This window comes from uncultured Sphingomonas sp., assembly GCF_934560975.1.
Classification (GTDB): Bacteria; Pseudomonadota; Alphaproteobacteria; order Sphingomonadales; family Sphingomonadaceae; genus Sphingomonas_I.
The window spans coordinates 228758-246379 of record NZ_CAKTFO010000001.1; the positions used below are offsets into that span (position 1 = coordinate 228758).

The following is a 17622-nucleotide window of genomic DNA, read 5'->3' on the forward strand; positions in this document are numbered from 1 at the left end:
ATGGCGGTCAGGAACAGCCGTGTCGACGGGGTCGATCTGGTGGTCCTGCCGCCCTCGCGTGATCTGGGCGACGGCTTCACCGTGCGCAGGGCGCTGCCCCAGCCGCAGCGGCGCATGGTCGGTCCGTTCATCTTCTTCGACCAGATCGGGCCTGTGGAGCTGCGGCCGGGCACCGGCCTGGATGTACGCCCGCATCCGCATATCGGCCTGGCGACCATCACCTATCTGTTCGATGGCGAGATCCTGCACCGCGACAGCGTGGGCTCGGTCCAGCCGATCCGTCCGGGCGAGGTCAACTGGATGACAGCCGGGCGCGGCATCGTCCATTCGGAGCGCAGCCCGGATGCCGCCCGCGCCATCGGCCCCAATATGTCCGGCCTGCAACTGTGGGTGGCGCTGCCCGCCGCGCATGAGGAAACTGCCCCCACATTCGTCCATCATGGCGCAAGCGAGATACCGGAAGGGCGGATGGACGGCGTTGCCGTGCGCCAGATCGTCGGTGCGGCCGATGGCCTGGTCTCGCCCGTGAAGACCTTGTCCGACATGATCTATCTGGAGGCGACGCTGCCGCCAGGCGGTCGCTACCGCGTGCCGGAGGACCAGGTGGAGCGTGCCTTCTACCTCCTCTCGGGCGAGGTGACGGTGGATGGCCAGCCGTTCGGCCCGTCCGAACTGGTCGTGCTGAAACCCGGGGCGGAGATCGTGCTGGAAAGCGCACGCGGCGCGCGCCTGGTGGTGGTCGGCGGGGAGCCGTTTCCGGAACCGCGCCACATCTACTGGAACTTCGTGTCCAGCCGCGCCGACCGGATCGAACAGGCCAAGCAGGACTGGCGCGCGGGCTTGTTTCCGGCCGTGCCGGAAGAACGCGAGTTCATCCCGCTGCCGCCCGATCCCGCTCCGCCGGTCCGCTATCCCTGACGCCGTGGTCGGCGGGGCGTAGACGCGTCGGACTTCATCCGATTTTACACCACAACAACGCTCCCCCGCAGGCGGGAGCCCAGGCGTTCAAGCGGCATTCTCCAACTCCCATGCTCCCGCCCTCGCGGGAGCATGGGGAGTGTCTGGCCGCAAGCCGGACAGAAGCCGAGAACGATCTAGTCGCTCTGATGCTCCACCCGACAGGCGCTACCGCCCCAGCAAGGTGCGCGCCTGGGTCGCGATCTGCGCCAGCATCGCGGCGGTCGGCACGGGCTCCTGACGGACACGTTCGATCAGGGTACGGAACTGGTCCACTCCCGTCCGGTGCGCAGCGAGCCACTGATCGACCGCCTGCATCGGATCGGTGCCACGGATGCGAGCGATGAATTCCAGCCGCAATTGCTCGAACTCGCGCGCCAGCCCGGCGGCCAGCAGCCGCTCCCATGGATCGGCGGGCACGAAGCGCAGGGTCGCCCCCTTGGCCCAATCCAGCCCGAGCGCCTCGCCCAGCCGCACATAGGAGTGGGTGATCGCCGCTTCGTCCACCCCGATCCGCGCGGCAAGGCCGGCCGTGCCGATCGCCCCGTCCAGCGTGTGGAGGCGAACGATGGCGTCGACGATCGACGCATCCACGCCGTCGCCGGACAGCCGCAAGCGCAGCGCGTCGGACCCGGCAAGGGCCTCGGGCCGCAGGAATTGGTCCAGCCCGGCTTGCAACCGGTCGAGCCCAGGCTGCAACTGGTCGTGCAATGCCGCCGGAGCGATCGTGCCGCCGGCGGCCTGCAACAGGTCCGCGACGTGCAGCCGCGCGGCGTGGCCGGCGGCGTCCAGCAAGGCGAGGCGCGAGGCTTCGTCCATGTCGGCCTGCTCGATCGTGGCGAACAGGCTTTCCAGGTTCAGCAGCGCATCGACGGTGAAATAGGCCGCCGCGACCTGCGCCAGGCCCACGCCTTCCTCCTCCGCCACCTCGAACGGAGCGACCAGACCCAACCGGTTGACGACGCCGTTCGCCGCCTTGGTGGCGATTATCGCCGGGCGCAGGCGGTGATCCTCGATCGCCTGGCCGAAGCGCGCCTGCATGGCCGGGGGGAACGCACCCTTGAGCAGGCCGTCGAACAGCGGATCGGTGGCAATGTCGCTCGCCTCGATCGCGGCCTGCAGTGCGAGCTTGCCGTGGCTCAGGATCACCGCCAGTTCCGGACGGGTCAGGCCGTGGCCTTCCTGCGCGCGGCGGAGCAGGGCCGTGTTGGTGTCGAGCCCGTCCACCGCGCGGTCGATGCGGCCGGTCGCCTCCAGCGTTTCCACCACGCGCAGCTGCGCCGGAACCGCGCCCGCGCCGCCGCGGTCGGCCAGGCTGAGGCCTAGCGTCTGGAGGCGGTTATCCTCCAGCACCAGATGGGCGACATCGTCCGTCATTTCGACCAGCACGGCGTTGCGACCCTCGAACGACAGCCGGCCCTCGATCATCTCGCGGTTCAGCGCGATCTTGATGTTGACCTCATTGTCCGAACAGTCGACGCCCGCCGAATTGTCGATGAAGTCGGTGTTGATGCGGCCGCCGGCAAAGGCGAACTCGATCCGCCCGGCCTGGGTGACGCCCAGATTGGCGCCTTCGCCGATCACCCGGGCGCGCAACTCCGCGCCATTGACGCGATGGGCGTCGTTGGCGGGATCGCCCACTTCGGCATTGTTCTGGCCGGCTGCCTTTACATAGGTGCCGATGCCGCCGAACCACAACAGGTCGACCGGCGCCTTGAGGATGGCCGAGATCAGCGCGGACGGGTCCAGCGCACTGTCGGCCACGCCCAGCACCGCCTGGATCTGCGGCGACAATGCGATGCTCTTCTGCGTGCGCGGGAACACGCCCCCGCCGGGCGAGATCAGCGACGTGTCGTAATCCGCCCAGGACGAACGCGGCAGCGCGAACATGCGGTCGCGCTCCGCCCAGCTCGCCGCCGGATCGGGGTCGGGATCGAGGAAGATGTGGCGATGATCGAACGCGGCCACCAGTTTCAGGCTCTTCGACAGCAGCATGCCGTTGCCGAACACGTCGCCCGACATGTCGCCGCAGCCGACGACCCGCACCGGATCCGCCTGAACGTCCACGCCGCGCTCACGGAAATGGCGCTGGACCGAGACCCAGCCGCCGCGCGCGGTGATGCCCATCGCCTTGTGGTCGTAGCCATAGCTGCCACCGCTGGCGAAGGCGTCGCCCAGCCAGAAGCCGCGCTCGGTCGCGATCGCATTGGCGATGTCGGAGAAGGTCGCGGTGCCCTTGTCGGCGGCGACGACGAAATAGGGATCCTCGCCGTCCAGCACGCGCACCTGATCCGGATGCACCACCTGCCCTTCGACGAGATTGTCGGTGATCGACAGCAGGGTGCGGATGAAGATGCGGTAGCTTTCGGTGCCCTCCGCCAGCCAGGCGTCGCGATCGGCGGAGGAGGGGAGCTGCTTGGGATAGAAGCCGCCCTTGGCGCCGGTCGGCACGATCACGGCATTCTTCACCACCTGCGCCTTCATCAGGCCCAGGATTTCGGTGCGGAAATCGTCGCGCCGGTCGGACCAGCGCAGGCCGCCGCGCGCGATCGGACCACCGCGCAGGTGGATGCCCTCCACACGCGGGCTGTAGACCCAGATTTCCCGCCACGGCAGCGGCTTGGGCAGGCCCGGCACGCGCGCGGATTCCAGCTTGAAGGCCAGCGCCTCCGCGGCGGCGGGCGCGAAGGCGTTGGTGCGCAGGATCGCACGAACCAGCCCGGCCAGGCTGCGCAGGATGCGGTCATCCTCGATCGAGGCGACCTGCGCCAGGGCCGCATCCAGCGCCTGCTCCGCCGCGTCGGCATCCGCCGTGGCGGCGGGGTCGTGGCGTGCGTCGAACAGCGCCACCAGCGCGCGCGCGACATCGGCGGACCGCTGAAGCGCGCCGGCAACCGTGGCCAGGCCGAACGGCAGGCCGGTCTGGCGCAGGTAGCGGAACCAGGCCCGCACCAGCACCACCGCGCGGGGTTCCAGCCCCACCCCCGCGATCAGGGCGTTGAACGCATCATTCTCGGCCTGTCCTGCCAGCACGGCGGCCATGGCGGATTCGGCCGCGTCGGCGTGCGTGACCAGCGCATCGGCCGCATCGGCGTCGGCGGCTTCGACCAGGAAATCGTGCAGGTGCGCGCTGCCGTCGCCCAGCGCGGTCGGCAGCTCCTCCAGCACGCGAAAGCCGAAATTCTCCAGCACCGGCACCGCTTCGGACAGCGGGATCAGCCCGCCCAGACGATACGCCTTCAGCCGCAGGCGTGCGCCATCTTCCCCGGCCGTGCGATACAGCCGCACCGATCGCGCGCCCTCGTCGGTCAGGTCGCCCAGGCGCAACGTATCGGCCGCGCCCTGATCCACCCCGTTGCGGGCGCGATAGTCGGCGGGAAAGCGGCCCGCCCACTCGATCACCAGCCGGGCGGCGCGGGTTGCGCCCACCGTATGGCCGAGCGCCGATTCGATGCCGGGTGCCCAGCCGCGCAGCATGGCTTCCAGCTGCCGATCCAGCGCGTCCGCATCGGGCAGGATGGCATCGACCGGCAGGTCCAGCGTGTAGCGGATCAGGGCGAGGTCGCCTTCGCCCAGGTCCAGCGCCCAGCCGATTATGGGTGCGCCGGCCGCCTGCGACAGCATCGCCGCGATCGCCTCGCGCTGGCGCGTCGAGAAAGCCTCACGCGGCAGCCACACGAAGGCGAACAGGTGACGTCGCAGCGGGCCGGGGGCCAGCACCAGCTTTGGCCGGGGGCGATCGGCCAGGCTCATCGCGGTCAGCGCCACATGCTCCAGCACCGGCGCGTCGAAACTGGTCAGCAAGTCGTGCGGCAGGTCCGACAAGGCGTGGCGCAACGCCTTGCCCGCATGGCCGCCGGGGTCGAAGTCGTAACGCTCCTCGATCGCGGCCAGCCGCGTCCGCAGCACCGGCACCTTGTCCGATGGCGATCGCAGCGCCGCGCTGGTCCACAGGCCGGCGTGGAGCGACAGGCCGGCAATGACGCCATTCTCCCGCACCGGCACCACCAGCAGGTCGAGCGGGGCCCGGCGATGCACGGTCGCCTCGCGGTTGCTCTTCATCACCAGCGGGGCAGCGCCACCCTCGTCGAACCAGGCATAAGCGGCGGCGCGTGCCACGTCGGACCACAAGGCGATCGGACCGACGCGCGCGATGCCGAGATCGCCCTGCGTGCTGCCATTCCGCTGCTCCACCTGATGGCCGAGCAGGGTGAAATGCCGTTCCAGGAACCAGCGGAGCAGGGCCGCGCCCTCGCCATCCGGCAGGGTCTGCGCCGCGTCGCGCATCGCGAGTTGCAGGCGCGGCCAGTCCGTCACGGCGGCGCGAACATCGCCCAGCACGTCGACGATCTCGCTTTCCAGCACCCGCCGCAGCTTTGCGTCGACCCGGTCGGTTTCCATGTAAATCATGGATTCGCGCCGTTCACCGCTGGCGTCGTGATCGGGGATGGCCACCAGCGCGCCGTCCCCGTCACGGCGGACCGGCAAAACGGGGTGGAGCAGGCGGTGAATATCGATCCCGTGCGTGGCCAGGGTGGCCGCCACCGAGTCCACCAGGAACGGCATGTCGTCATTGACGATGCCCAGCCGCATCCGCCGGTGAACGCCGTCCGTCTCAAGCGGGGCCAAGGCCACCGCCGCGCTGCCGACGATGCGCCGTGCCGCCACGCCACCCAGGAAGGTCGCCGCATCGACACGCGCGGCGCCGTCGAACCCGTCCAGTTCGCCGGGCAGGGCGCCATGGACCAACGCCGCGGCGATCGCTTGCGTCGCCTCCTCTCCGGTGCGGGGGGCAGCAAGCTCGCTATTCGTCATTCGGCTCTCCGGCACGCTCAGCGGCGGGGGCCGCATGCGCCTGTGTCGACTATGACCATGCCTATGCGCCTGCGGATGGCAGGGGGCAAGCCGTGGCGGCGTGTCAGGCGGCGCGGACCCGCGCGATCGCCGCATCCGTTAGCGGCGCGGCGGAGGGGACCGACGCGATCACGTCCACCCCGCGCGCCGCGCGACGTCCGAGCAGCAGCAGCATGTCATTCTCGATCGGGCTCAACGCCACATGGCCGAGCGCGGGGCGGGACACCATCCAGTCCCAGGTGTCGCCGCGCTGGCGCAGCCGCGCATCCTGTCGCCGCGCGCGCCGTTCGGCCGCCGTCGCCGCGACGACGCCACCGGCCTGATGGTCAAGCCAAGGACCGAACTGCGCCGGACCAAGGCCTAGGCGGGCGGCATGGTCGAGGGCGAAGGCATAGCGCCGGTACTGGATGCGGCTCAGCGCGAAGGCGGGGCCACCGAAGATCAGGGCGATTACGTTGCGCGCGGTCGCCGCCGTGCGCACCTCCGCCGATCGGGCAAGTGCTGCAAACGCCGCCGGATCGTTGCGCGCCTCCAGCAGCAGGTCGTGGGCGATGCCCAGCGCGGCGTGGAGGCTGGCCGTGCTGCGGGTCCGATCGGCCTGCGCCAGCGCGGCCCAGGTGCGCGCGCCGGTAAGACGTTGCGGCAAAGTCTGACCGGTGCGCGGAGCAGGGCGCGCGGCGGCTCCCGGCCCATCACCCCATACCGACGTGGCCGGCACCAAGCGGCGGCTGCTGAACGCGCTGGTGACGGCGGCGGTGATGTCGGACAGGCCGTCCACCACTGCCAGCATCTTCCAGCTGATCACGCCATAAACGGCCGATAGGGCGCCATCGTCATCGGCGAAGGGCAGCAGGATACCGCGATGCAGCATCGGCGCACCGTCATGCCGCGCAAGCTCCGCCTCGAACCCGATCGGCGCACCATGGCTGGCAATCTCCCCAAATCGGCGCAGCAATTCCGACAGCAACGTCTCCGCCGGCACCTCACTCACGTCGGGTCGTGCGGGCGCAATGCCCGCCTCGTCGCGCAGCGCGCGGCCGAGAAAGGCGATGGTGGGCTGCCGCTCCGCGCCCACCAGTTCGATCAGCACGCTGTGTCCGGCGAAATCATCGAGATGGCCGGGGTCGAGGTCGGCCAGCAACGGCATCCGCCGCCCGCGCAGCAAGGAAACCCAATGATCGTAGGCGCGCGCATGCAGCCGCCGCTCCCGCCCGAAGACCGCGTCGGGGCCCACACCCGTCCCGCTCGCCATCGCGCCACTGAAATCTACGCCTGGATCGTCCATGTCGCCGCCTGCTTTTCCGCCTTGCTCGATCCTGTGGCCGCGGTGGTTTAGGAAGAATGAAGGACAACAGCCTCTTGTGCTGGACCTTTTCCGTTGGTAACGCCCCTCCCGACGCCGCCTTAGCTCAGCTGGTAGAGCATCGCATTCGTAATGCGGGGGTCACAGGTTCGAGTCCTGTAGGCGGCACCATCCCAGACATTTTGAATGTGCCGTCGCCACGATCCGTATGCTCGTGTGGTGTGGGCCTTGCGCACCGCGGTGGACCGGCATGGACGCCGCCGGCCGGGGTGGCCGACGCCGTCCGTGACAGGGGCCTGGATCAGGCGAAGTCGGGCGCGGCGGTCTGTCGCCGCCGCATGGCTGCGCCGATGGCGCCGAAGCCGGCGAGCATCATCGCCCAGGCGGCCGGTTCCGGAATGGCTGCGGTCGCCTCGTCCAGCACCACATTGTCGATCGCGAAGGCGCTGTCCGCGCTGATTCGCACACTGCTCACAAAAGCGTTGATACCGAAGGTCTGGAAACCCGGCGCATTGTCGAATGCGCGCGTCAGCGAAAAGGCGTCGCCGTCCAGGGTGAAGGTGGCAAGGCCGCCGGGGAAGGACGCATTCTGGTCGTCATAGGCGAAGGTCAGATCCACCGCGTTGAAGGCGAAAACGCCGCCATCCGTCCGGGTGATGGTGATGCCGGGGTCGGAGCGGTTGGGGACGATGCTGGTGCCGCCGAAATCGGGATTGTTGGTGCTCTGGCGCGGATAGACGAGGATCGGCGGCAGCCCGAATGGATCGGTAGCGGTGAAGGTATAGTCTCCGATCACCAGCGGCGATGCGATTCCCTTCGGCCCTGGATTGGTCTCGCCATCGAAGCCGAGTGTTTCAAAGTCGATCGTGACGGCATGTGCGGATGCCGGGGCAAGCGCAAGGATGACGGCAAAGGCTAGATGGCGCATATGACGAACTCCCAAGGCCCCCCGGCCGGCGGGAGTAATCCCATGTTAACCAGGATCGCCACAGTCCCCGAACCGGTCGCCCGGCACCCCCATTTGGGGGGGGGGCTGCGCATCGTCGGTGCTGTGGGGCATAAGCATGATCGAGACAGGCGGCAACGCGATCGCGCGTGCGCATGGCAGCGATGTGGACGCGCGATGGACGCTCGCCTAGAAACAGGGACATGACCCGCGCACCCGGCACCGAAGGATTTGTGTTCAACCAGACCATGCTGCGCATCCGCGATCCGGAGGCGTCGATCGGCTTCTATCGCGATGTGCTGGGCATGACCCTGCTGCAGAAACTCGACTTCGAGGAGATGCGCTTCTCGCTCTTTTTCCTCGCTTATCTGAACGAGGGTGAGGACGTGCCGGCGGATCCGGCGGAGCGGGCGCGCTTCATCTTCACGCGCGAAACCACGCTGGAACTGACCCACAATTGGGGAACGGAGAGCGACCCCGACTTCGCCGGCTATCACCACGGCAATGCAGAGCCGCGCGGCTTCGGCCATCTCGGCATCAGCGTGCCCGACGTGGCGGCGGCCTGCGCCCGGTTCGAGCAACTCGGCGTGCCGTTCAAGAAGCGCCCGCACGAGGGCAAGATGAAGGACATCGCCTTCATCCTCGATCCCGACGGCTATTGGATCGAGATCCTGTCACCCAACGGCATGACGGGCGCGGTCACCGCGGCGGGCTAGCACGGACGCGCCCACCACCAGAACGCAATCCCGTCAAAGCCCGTCGCCATGTCGACTGCGGCGAGTTGTGATGGAGCGTCGAGCTTCGTTCGATTGCCGTTGGGTGAAATCCGGTCAGGCCGCCGCGCCCGGCACCGCTTCCGGCTCGGTGGTCCAGCCCAGTTGGGGGATGGCGGCGGTGCGGCGGCCGCGCAGGTCGACGCGCAGCGCGATGTAGTTCTTGCTTTCCATGTAGGCGAGCAGGCGGCGGATGCGGCCGAGCGACTGCGTGCCGTAGACGCGGGCAATGTCGTCGTCGGAGGGGCAGGGCGCCTGATCGCGGGCGGCACGCGCGATGGTCATGAACACGCCGAGCATATCTTCCGGCACGCTTTCCGCCAGTTGCAGCGCGGTCGCCCAGCTTTCGTCCGCCAGTTCGGCCGAGAAGATACCCGCACGCGCCAGCGCCAGCCGCCGCGCGAACACCGGTGGGGAGAAGGGCGGCAGGGCCACGCCCCGCATCCGGCAGCGCAGCCCGAAATCGTGAAACAGCGCCCCCGGCGCGCGCAGCTCGTCCCTATCCGCCACCATGTCGGCCAGCACGGCGTCGATTGTCTCCGGCGAGGGCGGGACGGGCGGCTCGCCGTCGTCCGCCGGCTCCGATCGCTCGGCGGCGAGCCGGGCGAGGAGATGGTCGACCGGCTCCACCTGGCGAGGCAGCGGGGGGGGCGGGGGCGGCGCTTCCGGCTCCAGCATGTCGAACAAGAGAGCCTGGCGGTCGCCCTGGTCCAGGCTGGGCAGGGGCGCGAGCGCGAAGGAGCCGCCGGCGCCGCTCGTCTTCACCTCCCCGATATGGACCAGGAACGGGCGGCGGGCGAGCGCCGGGCCGAGCGCCAGGAACTGCCCGCGCGCAAGGTCGCGGATCTGCTCCGCCTGCCGCCGCTCCATGCCGAGCAGGTCGGCGGCCCGAACCATGTCGATGTCGAGAAAGGTGCGCCCCATCAGGAAGTTGGACGCTTCCGCCGCGACATTCTTGGCGAGCTTGGCCAGGCGCTGGGTCGCGATCACGCCCGCCAGGCCACGCTTGCGGCCGCGGCACATCAGGTTGGTCATGGCGGCGAGCGAGACGCGGCGGGCATCCTCCGCTACTTCGCCGGCGGCGGCGGGCGCGAACAATTGCGCCTCGTCCACCACCACCAGCGCCGGATACCATTGGTCCCGCGGGGCATCGAACAGGCGGTTGAGGAACGCGCCGGCGCAGCGCAGTTGCGCATCGACCTCCAGCCCCTCCATGTTCAGCACGACCGAGATACGATGCTGGCGGACGCGCGCGGCGATGCTGGCGCTTTCGGCTTCGGTATAGTCCGCCGCCTCGATCACCAGATGGCCGAAGGCTTCGGCCAGCGTGACGAAATCGCCTTCGGGATCGATCACCACCTGCTGCACATAGCCGGCGCTCTGCTCCAGCAGGCGGCGGAGCAGGTGGGACTTGCCGGACCCGGAATTGCCTTGCACCAGCAGGCGGCTGGCGAGCAGTTCTTCAAGGTCGAGCCGCGCCCGCCCGCCGTCCGGCGTGTTGCCCATTTCGATGTCGGTGGCCATGCGCGGCCTTTGCCGGATCGAATCCGCGAAGGGCAACCCAACTCATCGCAAACGGCACCATAACCCTATTTCGCGGCCATCATCCGTTCGATGCGGTCGAACGCCGCGCCAAGTCGTCCCTGAGACCAGGTCAGCGCTTGGTAGAGGCGGAGCGAGGCCTTGGCCCAGCGGGTGTAGAGCGCCGGCCGGTCCAGCCGCCGGGCGGCGGCGAAGATGCGGTGGCTCCATTTGGCGATGCCGAAGCGCAGCCGATAGACCAGGCGTCGCCTGAGCGGCAGCGCGCCCCGGCCTGGCAAGACACGCTTGACGGGCGTAAGTCCGCCTTTGGCCCAGGTCAGGCGGTAGGCGAGCCCCTCGCGCCGGTGGCGGAACCCGGCGGCCTGGGTCTGGACGATGAAGTCGGCGTCCACCTGATCCAGCGTAAGCCGGTTTTCGGCCCGCGCCTGGTCGACCATCGCCGCGATCTCCGGCGAGCGGACGACCACCACGTTGGTGCCGCGTCCGTCGGAGGAGTAAGGCTCCACCCAGGCGTCGCCAAACGCCACGTCGGCGGTTTCCGCCACCACGTCGTCGCAATAATTGCAGGCCGGATTCTGGAAGAAGCCCGCGCCCCAGTCCCCGTCGGCCAGGTGCCACCAATCCTGCTGGCGAATGCTGCCGTCGCGCAGCGCGAGGTGGGCGGTGTACCAGTTTGCAGGCCGGTCGGGTTGCTTCAACCGATATTCGACCGCGCGCACGGCGGGCAGGCGCGTGCTGAGCTGCCAGGCGAAGCTCTCGACCATCCGCGCACTCTTGTTGTGCCCGCAAAACAGGCCGAGCGTGAAGGCGATGCGTTCGCGCAGCACCGGCTCCTCCCGGCGGAGCAGGTGCACCGCCTTGATGAAGCACGGCACGCCGACCACGGCATAGCGGCCGGGCACCGTGCGGATCTCCTCCAGCACCTCGGCCAGATCGACCGGGAAGTAGCGCGACTTCGCTCCTTCATGCACCGCCTCGACCGAACGGGAGATGCGATAGCCGAAGAAGCGCCCGCCATCCTCGGCCGGGTCGCGCGGGGAGACATGGGCCACGCCATCCACCAGGCCCCGGCGCAGCAATTCGGCCGCGACCCAGCTGACCATGCCGCCCGAACTTCCGCCCATGCGGAAGCCGTCCTCTTCGGCATGGCCGACATACGCCGCCTCGTAGCGGCCGATCAGGTCGTGCGTGGCCGGTGCATCAGGGAAGCGAGCCTCCGCAATGTCGTTCTCGTCGGCGGCAGCGCCGGGCGAAAACGGGCAGGTCCGGGTCAGCACCGGGTCGGGCGCGCTCAGCCATGCGGCGGGGCCGTCCGGCTTGCGCTGACCATGCGTGTCCCAGCGCATGCCGGTGTCGGGCCGGGCACAGCCGCCGCAGCCGATGCACAGGTCCGACCCGACGATCTCGGCCCGGCTGACCGCCCGATCAGGCGAGGACATGGTCGAGATACTGGTTCGAACTCCGTCGTAGTTCCTCGATCCGCGCGCCGATCGCGGGGGCGAGCGGCTGGCCCAGCGCTGCCGCATAGTCCGTCGCCACGCTGTTCTCATCCAGCAGATGGTGCGCGCCATCCAAACCATGCAGCAGGTCGCGCACCTTGTTGTTGCGATAGGTCGACGATGCGCAGGCGAACGGCTTGCCATTGATCAGCGCGAACACGCAGCCGTGGAAGAAATTGGTCGCCACCGCCGACGTCGCCCGCATCATGCGCGCGAAATCATGCGGTCCGGCATCGATGCGCTGTTCGTCGGCCCACTCATTGCGATAGCCGAGGCTGACCACGCGCAGCCCCTGCCGGTCCGCCCACGCGCGCACCTTATCCCTGTACCAATCGGGGAAATTGTGACCGTAGACGAGCAGATAGGGCGCTTGCTCCCCGTCATCGCCGTCGCCCACATCGGTGCTGTCGGGTGGGAATTGCAGCACCGGGTCGAGCACCATCGCCGGTTCGATGCCGAGCGCGGCGACGATGATCTGGCGCGAATTCTCGTCGCGCACCGAAATGCTGGAGAAATTGCGCAGCTGTTCGGCCCACCACGGCTCCAGCCCCTCGGAGGCATTGTGGTTGCCGAAGCTGGCCGCATAGGACACCAACTGCCCCGCCTTCACCTTGGTGCCGTAGAACGTCGCCTGGCCGCCATACCAGGGGTGGCGCTGATTCCACACCTCGTCGCTGCCCACCACGACCACGTCATAGGGCGGTAGCATTTCCGGCTGGTCCAGCGGAAAGCGCGGTGAGGTCGGCATGGCGTCGAACGCCGCCAGGAACTTGCGCGTCTTGGCGGCATAAAGCGGGAAATCGGCCCGCGCGGTTCGTTCCGGCAGCAGCGGCTGGAACGCGCAACGCGCCTCCTTCCAGTTCACCCGCCGGGAATCGTGGTTCAGCAGCATCACGTCGTGGCCGCGCGCGCGCAGCCCTTCGACCAGGCAACGCGCCTGCCAATAGGATCCGTAATTGATGCACCGGTGGAAGGTCAGCACGCCGATCCGCTTGCGAACGTCGTCCGCCATCCAAATCCTTTCCCTCTGTCAGCAACCGCTCCACCGGGCGGCGGAGCGGATCGTGAAGCGCCAAGCGACCGGGCGCCATGCCGGTTCCGCCCTGCGTGGCGTCCGTTGCCACGTTTCGCTTGTCGCTGGCAAATCAGCCACTTCTATTTGCGATCAGCAAAGCTGGGGGCTGGCAGGGATGGCTTCCATCCTTCCAAGCGGCGCCGCATCGGCGATCGCCCGATTCCTGCGCAACGAGGCGGCGGGCGGCACCTTGCTGATGGCGGCTGCCGCTGTCGTCATGATTCTCGCCAACAGCCCGGCAGCGTCGCTCTATTTCGATCTGCTGGGGGCACGGGTGGGCCGCTTGTCCGTGCTGTACTGGACCGACGACGGACGGATCAGCCTGTTCTTGCTGTTCGTCGGCTGGAATTGAGGCGGGAGTTTGTGACCGGCCAGCTCTCCGCCTGGTCGGAACGCGGCCTGCCGATCATCACCGAAGCCTGCGGCATGATCGCGCCATGATCGTGCTGCGTTTGGCCCGGCCGGACGGCGCGGCTCCCCTTTGATCCCGGTCAGGCGGCCTGCGATAAGGCGGCGGCGGATGCCGCCCGCCGCACCACCGGACGGAACGCCACCGCCAGCAACAGCGGGCCGTCCTCCACCATGCCCGGCGGCGGCACGAACACCAGCCCGCGCTCCTCGCAGCGCAGCAGGCCCGGCGCGATCGTCTCCATCGCATCGAACACCGGCGACGGCGGCACCGCGGCCGGCGGGCAGGTGACCTCCGAAAACTCCGCTACGGGATAGAAAGCGAGTTCCTCGATCTGCACCACCTCCGCCACCGCGCCGAGCTGGATGCCAAGGGCGAGCGTGCCGTCCCCCGCCGGGGCGGTCAGCAGGTAATAGCCGTCATGGGTCGGGTACGCCTGAACCGTGGTCAGCGTCTGCCCGGTGGCGCTCGCCAGCAGCACCGGCACGTCGATGCCGCCGACCTGGAAATCGCTATGGCGGAAATCCAGCCCGAACCGGCCCACCGACAGCAGCGACAAGGCGAGCGGAAAGCCATGTTCCTGCACCTCGCCCGGCAGGTACATCCGCACCGCCTGCGAAATGTAGGGCAGGCCGCGCCGGCGCAGCTGTTCGCCCGATGCCTCGCTGTTCACCAGCTTCACCAGCGCCTTGGTGCCGAGATTGACGTCATGGTCGAACCGCTTGAGCAACGCGACCTCCTCCGCCATCGGCAGGTACAGCAAACGGGCGAGCACGGCGGCCGCATGCCGGCGGCGGCAATCCGCATCGTCGGATGCGGGCGGGCGGTGCATGCCCGCGCCGGCCTCGCGCACGTAGCGCAGGCACGCCGCCTGGATCGCGTCGCGCGTGACGCTCTGCGCACCCTTGACGTCGGCGGCCTTGCGGATCGGCTTGCCATTGGGGTGATAGTCCACCACCGAGCCCTGCGCGACCGTGGACAGCTGTTCCACGACGGCGATCGGCCCGCTCAGCGCGTCGGTCAGCCGCCCTTCATAGTGGCGGGTGTCGATCATGCCCTTCTTGTCCAGCCCGGACGGGCGCCGTTCGCGCAGCAACAGATAACGGCCGGCCACCGCCACGCCGAGCTTTTCGACCAGCAGCCCCTCGACCAGATTCTGGACGCTGCCATTATAGCCCAGGTCGACCAGCACGATTGTATCGCCTTGCTCGATCCCGCCTTCATGCCGGACGTGGGTGACCAGCCGCTCGGCCAAAGCGTGGCTGCGTTTGGTGATGGTACGCACCCACTTGGGCTCGGTCGCGGCGCGGCGGAACTGGGCGTTTGTGGACCCCATCTGCCGCATCTCGCCGTCGGTCAGCAGCAGCTGGCGGGCGAGAATATCGGGCCGTTCCTTGTGCTTGTCGACCAGGTAGGCGCGGATCGCCGCTTCGTCGGGGAAGCTGGCGGCGGCGGCGGTGAAGCGGCTGATCGACACGGCGGCCGCATCCCCGAAGCCCGCCGCCGCAAAGGCCTGTTGCGGCAGATAACCGTCGCGCAGCAGGAATAAAGGCTTGGCCGGCCGGCCGGTCGCGTCCGCGATCGCCCGCACCTCGTCCCGCACCCAGGATGCGAAGGCGTGCATGATCGGGCCGAGCACGTCATGGCCCAGCATCGTCGCGGCATCGTCCTCGACACGCAGCGCGACTTGCGGGCGATGCGGCTGGAAGAGCGGGCGGGTGATCCGTACCGCCGGATCGATCATCGCCGCCGCCGCCGCCTCCATGCGCAGCCGCTGGTGGGTGACGGGATCGAACTGCTCGACATGCACGGCGCGGATGCCGAGGGCATGGGGCGCCTCCGCGTCCGCCACCGGATTGTCGCCGACGTGGAGGATTGCGAACGGATCGACGCCCAGCGCCTCCAGCACCGGGCGGAACAGCCCCTGGCTCTTCGACAGGCCATGCTCCGACGAACAGAAGATCTGGTCGATCATGCCCGCCACGTCATTGCCGGCGGCACGCCCGATCAGCGCGCGGAGCTGGACTTCGCCGAGATAGGTGTCGCTGACCACGATCACGCGCAGCCCGCGCGCCTTGGCCGCGCGGATCAGGGCGACGGTGGGCGCGAAGGCGAAGCAGTGCCGCGCCTCCGCATCCAGCTCGCGCGTCACGGCGGCGGCGCGCTCGGCCGTGGTCGCGCCGGGCAGGAACTGGTCGTAAATGGCCTCGATCGACACCTCGTCTCGGTCGTGCGCGGCCAGCATCCGGGATCGGGCATGGCCTTCGCTGCCCAGGCGCGGCTCGATCGCGCCGCCGGCGAAAGGCAGGTCCGCGAACAGGTCGCTGGGAGCGTGCAGGTTGCGCCACAGCAGGGTGTCGAAACAGTCGAGCGACAGGATGCGGACATCCGCCGGCGCGTCGTCCAGCAATGTCGCAATCTCGTGCGCACGGACCTGGGTCTTCATCGGTCGAATGTCTCCGGCACCTGCCAATCCCGCGCATATCGACCAACAGCGTTGCGATTCCCTTAACCTTGCCGGTGCGTGACGGACGCACGCAACCTTCTGCGCGCTGCTTGTGTTGGGAGAGCATGACGCAGAGATGGCCCGAACGTTTGTGGATCGTCCGGCATGGCCAAAGCGCCGGCAATGTCGCGCGCGATGCCGCGCTGGCGGCGGAGCTGCACCGCATCGCCATTGACGGGCGCGATGTGGATGTGCCGCTCAGCCCGCTGGGCGAGCGCCAGGCCCATGCGCTTGGCCTATGGTTCGGTGAGCAGCCGGAGGGCGATCGCCCCGACGCGCTGCTGGTCTCGCCCTACGTCCGGGCGGTGCGCACGGCCGAGCTGTTCCGCGATGCAGGCGGGATGGCGGGCGAGCGACTATTCTGCCGCGATGAGCGCCTGCGCGAGAAGGAGTTCGGGATGCTGGACGGGCTTACCACGTCCGGCATCGCCACGGCTTACCCCGAACAGGCCGAGTTTCGCCGACTGCTGGGCAAATTCTACCATCGTCCGCCGGGTGGGGAGAGCTGGTGCGACGTGATCCTGCGGCTGCGTTCGGTGCTGGACACCGTGTCGCTCCATTATGGCGGGCGGCGGGTGATGATCGTGTGTCATCAGGTGGTGGTGCTGTGCCTGCGCTACATCATCGAGCGGATGGACGAAGCGGCGATCCTGGCGATCGACCGCCAGGCCAATGTCGCCAATTGCGGCGTCACCGAATATCGCTTCGATCCCGGCGAGGGAACGATGGGGGGGCTCCGTCTCGCCCGCTACAACGATGTCGTGCCGGTCGAGCAGGAGGGCGAGGTGTCGACCGCCGCGCCCGACCCGATCGTGGCGGCACGCGGATGAGCCCGCCCCGGATCGACCGCGACTGGCGCTGCGCCAATCCGCTGCCGCCGATCGACAGCGGCACCGACAAGAACAGCCGCGGTCGTGTGCTGGCCGTGGGCGGGGGACGCCGCGTACCGGGCGGGCTGGCTTTGGTGGCGGAGGCGGCGTTGCGGGTCGGCGCGGGCAAGGTGCGGATGGCGACGATCGAACCGCTCGCCATTCCGCTCGGCCTCCTCATGCCCGAAGCCGGCATGGTCGCCCTGCCGGAGAATGAGCGGGGCGAGATCGCGGCCGACGCGGCGCCCCTGATCCGCGAGCAGATGGAGACGTGCGAGGCGGCGGTGCTGGGCGCGGCCATGAGCGGGCGGGAGGAGGTGGACGTGCTGCTCCGCGCCTCCATCGCCGCGCCGCGTGACGGGCTGGCGCTGGTCCTGGATGCCGCCTGCGTGGCCTGCGCCGGATCGTTGGCTGACATGGTGGCGGCACATGGCGGCCGCGCCGTGCTCACCCCTCACCACGGCGAGATGGCGTCGCTCACCGGCCAATTGGAACAGGTGATCGGGGACGACCCCGAACGCGCCGCCGTTGACGCTGCCCGGCGGTTCGGCGCGGTGATCGTGCTGAAGAGCGCGCGTACCGTGATCGCCGCGCCGGATGGCACGCTGCTGACCCACCATAGCGACACGCCCGGCCTCGGCACCGGCGGGTCGGGGGACGTGCTGGCAGGGATCATCGGCGGGGTGCTGGCGCGCGGCTGTGCCCCGCTGACTGCGGCGGGATGGGGCGTGTGGCTGCATGCGCAGGTCGGGCTTGCCGCCGCGAACGAGATCGGGCCCGTTGGCTTTCTGGGTCGCGACCTGCCGCCACGTCTGCCGCGCCTGCTCGCCGCGCACGCGGGATGAAGCGCGGATCGGTCGCGACGCCCATCCGTTCAGGTCGGACAAGG

12 protein-coding genes and 1 tRNA gene are annotated in these 17622 nt (G+C 69.1%); 6 read left to right on the forward strand and 7 right to left on the reverse strand.

The window, feature by feature from the left end:
- Window positions 1-918 (forward strand): pirin family protein, encoded by a 918-nt coding sequence (locus Q0D93_RS00995; RefSeq protein WP_294390095.1) that lies wholly within the window; start codon window positions 1-3, stop codon window positions 916-918.
- 207 nt (window positions 919-1125) lie between these two features.
- On the opposite strand, the gene Q0D93_RS01000 is transcribed toward Q0D93_RS00995, so the two are convergent.
- Together Q0D93_RS01000 and Q0D93_RS01005 are read right to left on the reverse strand one after the other, a co-directional pair.
- Window positions 1126-5772, reverse strand: a complete 4647-nt coding sequence (locus Q0D93_RS01000; protein ID WP_294390108.1) for an NAD-glutamate dehydrogenase domain-containing protein — start codon at window positions 5770-5772, stop codon at window positions 1126-1128.
- Between the two features lie 103 nt (window positions 5773-5875).
- Window positions 5876-7096: a hypothetical protein gene (locus Q0D93_RS01005; RefSeq protein ID WP_294390113.1), complete on the reverse strand. Its 1221-nt coding sequence runs from the start codon at window positions 7094-7096 to the stop codon at window positions 5876-5878.
- A 113-nt stretch (window positions 7097-7209) separates the two neighbouring features.
- On the opposite strand from Q0D93_RS01005, the gene Q0D93_RS01010 reads away from it, so the two are divergent.
- A tRNA-Thr gene (locus Q0D93_RS01010) sits at window positions 7210-7285 on the forward strand.
- A gap of 130 nt (window positions 7286-7415) precedes the next feature.
- On the opposite strand, the gene Q0D93_RS01015 is transcribed toward Q0D93_RS01010, so the two are convergent.
- The gene (locus Q0D93_RS01015; protein WP_294390116.1) at window positions 7416-8042 is read right to left on the reverse strand and encodes a PEPxxWA-CTERM sorting domain-containing protein; all 627 of its coding nucleotides are present in this window, start codon (window positions 8040-8042) and stop codon (window positions 7416-7418) included.
- Window positions 8043-8263: 221 nt separating this feature from the next.
- On the opposite strand from Q0D93_RS01015, the gene gloA reads away from it, so the two are divergent.
- On the forward strand, window positions 8264-8776 hold the full coding sequence (gene gloA, locus Q0D93_RS01020) for a lactoylglutathione lyase (protein WP_294390120.1): 513 nt from the start codon (window positions 8264-8266) through the stop codon (window positions 8774-8776).
- A gap of 114 nt (window positions 8777-8890) precedes the next feature.
- Here the strand turns inward: gloA and Q0D93_RS01025 are convergent, their stop codons facing one another.
- From Q0D93_RS01025 to Q0D93_RS01035, 3 genes are all read right to left on the reverse strand, one after another.
- A complete protein-coding gene (locus tag Q0D93_RS01025) occupies window positions 8891-10357 on the reverse strand; it encodes an ATP-binding protein (protein ID WP_294390122.1) in 1467 nt (488 codons plus the stop codon).
- 65 nt (window positions 10358-10422) lie between these two features.
- Window positions 10423-11814, reverse strand: a complete 1392-nt coding sequence (locus Q0D93_RS01030) for a Coenzyme F420 hydrogenase/dehydrogenase, beta subunit C-terminal domain (protein ID WP_294390125.1) — start codon at window positions 11812-11814, stop codon at window positions 10423-10425.
- Window positions 11801-12886, reverse strand: coding sequence for a polysaccharide pyruvyl transferase family protein (locus tag Q0D93_RS01035; RefSeq protein ID WP_294390128.1), 1086 nt, complete (start codon window positions 12884-12886; stop codon window positions 11801-11803). The genes Q0D93_RS01030 and Q0D93_RS01035 overlap by 14 nt, the downstream gene beginning before the upstream one ends.
- A gap of 52 nt (window positions 12887-12938) precedes the next feature.
- On the opposite strand from Q0D93_RS01035, the gene Q0D93_RS01040 reads away from it, so the two are divergent.
- A complete protein-coding gene (locus tag Q0D93_RS01040) occupies window positions 12939-13301 on the forward strand; it encodes a Na+/H+ antiporter NhaA (protein WP_294390130.1) in 363 nt (120 codons plus the stop codon).
- A gap of 139 nt (window positions 13302-13440) precedes the next feature.
- Here Q0D93_RS01040 and Q0D93_RS01045 read toward each other — a convergent pair whose 3' ends face one another.
- Entirely contained in the window at window positions 13441-15804 is a 2364-nt protein-coding gene (locus Q0D93_RS01045; protein ID WP_294390133.1) for an HAD family hydrolase, read from the reverse strand.
- Between the two features lie 125 nt (window positions 15805-15929).
- On the opposite strand from Q0D93_RS01045, the gene Q0D93_RS01050 reads away from it, so the two are divergent.
- Both Q0D93_RS01050 and Q0D93_RS01055 read left to right on the forward strand, forming a co-directional pair.
- The gene (locus Q0D93_RS01050; protein WP_294390136.1) at window positions 15930-16694 is read left to right on the forward strand and encodes a histidine phosphatase family protein; all 765 of its coding nucleotides are present in this window, start codon (window positions 15930-15932) and stop codon (window positions 16692-16694) included.
- Entirely contained in the window at window positions 16691-17578 is an 888-nt protein-coding gene (locus Q0D93_RS01055) for an NAD(P)H-hydrate dehydratase (RefSeq protein ID WP_294390138.1), read from the forward strand. The genes Q0D93_RS01050 and Q0D93_RS01055 overlap by 4 nt, the downstream gene beginning before the upstream one ends.
- Window positions 17579-17622 lie beyond the last annotated feature (44 nt).